The sequence below is a fragment of the Pseudomonas psychrophila HA-4 genome, assembly GCF_000282975.1.
GTDB classification, from domain to species: Bacteria; Pseudomonadota; Gammaproteobacteria; order Pseudomonadales; family Pseudomonadaceae; genus Aquipseudomonas; species Aquipseudomonas psychrophila_A.
The window spans coordinates 1-1,968 of the sequence record NZ_ALJC01000142.1 but is presented as its reverse complement, the minus strand read 5'-3'; the positions used below and the strand labels follow the sequence as shown (position 1 = coordinate 1,968).

2 protein-coding genes are annotated in these 1,968 nt (G+C 56.1%); both read left to right on the top strand.

All coding sequences use genetic code 11. The annotated features are described in order from the left end of the window. The first annotated feature begins 2 nt into the window (after positions 1 to 2). A complete protein-coding gene (gene tnpB / locus B347_RS0123970) occupies positions 3 to 386 on the top strand; it encodes an IS66 family insertion sequence element accessory protein TnpB (protein ID WP_237719159.1) in 384 nt (127 codons plus the stop codon). 18 nt (positions 387 to 404) lie between these two features. Then, positions 405 to 1,937 carry an IS66 family transposase gene (gene tnpC, locus B347_RS0123965; protein ID WP_026014395.1) on the top strand — a complete coding sequence of 511 codons (1,533 nt, stop codon included), beginning with the start codon at positions 405 to 407 and terminating at the stop codon, positions 1,935 to 1,937. Positions 1,938 to 1,968 lie beyond the last annotated feature (31 nt).

Here is a 1,968-nt window from a genome sequence, read left to right as displayed (position 1 = left end):
CGATTCTTTTCTGGAGCCAGCCCCTCATGATGCGTCCCGACGCAAAAGTCGAAAAAGTCTATCTGTACCCCAAACCCGTCGACTTCCGAAAATCCATCGACGGCCTTGCCGCCCTGGTCGAACTGGACATCAAGGTCGCGGTGTTTGACCCGGTGCTTTTCGTGTTCCTCAACAAGCCTCGAAACCGAGTGAAGATTTTGTACTGGGAGCGCAACGGCTTCTGCCTTTGGCTAAAGCGGCTGGAGTCCGAGCGCTTCAAAACATCGCCGGATTGTTCGGATGAGGCCATCGTGCTGACGGTTCAAGAACTCAACTGGTTATTGGACGGTTTTGATTTGTGGCGCAACCGTCCGCATCAAGTTTTAACGCCTCGATTCGTCGCCTGATTCGGTATAATCCAGGGCATGATTTCCATGCCCAAAGACCTTCCTGACGACCCTGTTTTGCTCAAGCAACTGCTTGAGCAAATGCTCAGTGAGCGCGAGTCTGATAAGGGCAAGATCGTTCATCTTGAAGAGGAAAACGCGCTGTTGCGTCAGCGCCTTTTCGGGCGAAAGTCAGAGCAGACCGCCGATCCCACGACTCCGCAAATGGCCTTGTTCAACGAAGCTGAAAGCGTGGCCGAGTCTGTCGACGAAACGGTTGAAGAAGAGGTCGTCGCTGCGACCAAGCGACGGGGCAAACGCAAGCCTCTGCCCGACGATCTTCCGCGCATCGAAGTCATTCACGAACTGCCCGATCACGAGCTGACCTGCGCCTGCGGTTGCCGTAAACACAGCATTGGCGAGGAAGTCAGTGAGCAGCTCGAGATCGTGCCGATGCAAATCCGCGTGATCAAACATGTGCGCAAGATCTACGCCTGCCGTGGCTGTGAAACCGCGCTGGTCACGGCCGACAAGCCGGCGCAACTGATCGAAAAGAGCATGGCCAGCCCCAGCGTTTTGGCGATGTTGCTGACGACCAAATACGTCGATGGCCTGCCACTGCATCGCTTCGAAAAAGTACTCGGTCGCCACGGCGTCAATATTCCACGGCAAACCTTGGCGCGCTGGGTTATCCAGTGCGGCGAACACCTGCAACCCTTGCTCAACTTGATGCGGGATCGACTGCTGGAAAGTCGCGTCATCCACTGCGACGAAACGCGTGTGCAAGTACTGAAAGAACCTGATCGAGAACCGAGCAGCCAATCCTGGATGTGGGTGCAAACCGGCGGGCCGCCGAATCAGCCTGTGATCCTTTTTGACTACTCGACCAGCCGGGCGCAGGAGGTTCCGTCGCGCCTGCTCGAAGGTTATCGCGGCTACCTGATGACCGATGATTACGCGGGTTATAACGCCTTGGGCGCGCAATCCGGTGTCGAACGTTTAGGCTGTTGGGCTCATGCGCGACGCAAGTTTGTCGAGGCGCAAAAGGTGCAGCCGAAAGGCAAAACCGGGCGTGCCGATATCGCCCTGAATCTGATTAACAAGCTGTACGGTATCGAGCGAGATTTAAAAGAAGTCGGCGATGAACATCGTCACGAATGCCGACAGCAAAACAGCCTGCCGGTGTTGGCGCAGTTGCAAACATGGCTGGAGAAAACCCAGCCACAAGTGACGGCGCAAAATGCACTGGGTAAAGCCATCAGCTACTTGGCTAGCAACTGGATCAAGCTGGTGCGCTACACCGAAGCCGGTTACTTGCCGATCGACAACAATGCGGCAGAGCGTGCGATCAGGCCCTTCGTTATCGGACGCAAGAACTGGCTGTTCAGCGACACACCCAAAGGCGCGATGGCCAGCGCTCAGCTTTACAGTTTGGTCGAGACGGCTAAAGCCAACGGCCAGGAGCCCTATGCGTGGCTGCGCCACGCACTTGAGCGCCTGCCACAAGCCTCGAGCGTAGAAGACTTCGAGGCCTTGCTGCCGTGGAACTGCACGCTGCAAATTCCACGATAGCCATAGATTCCCACCTTTAAAATGTGGGGTT

What these genes read in the sequence shown, in the direction of transcription:
- tnpC (WP_026014395.1), top strand. Translation starts at nt 405, where the DNA reads ATGATTTCCATGCCCAAAGACCTTCCTGACGACCCTGTTTTGCTCAAG.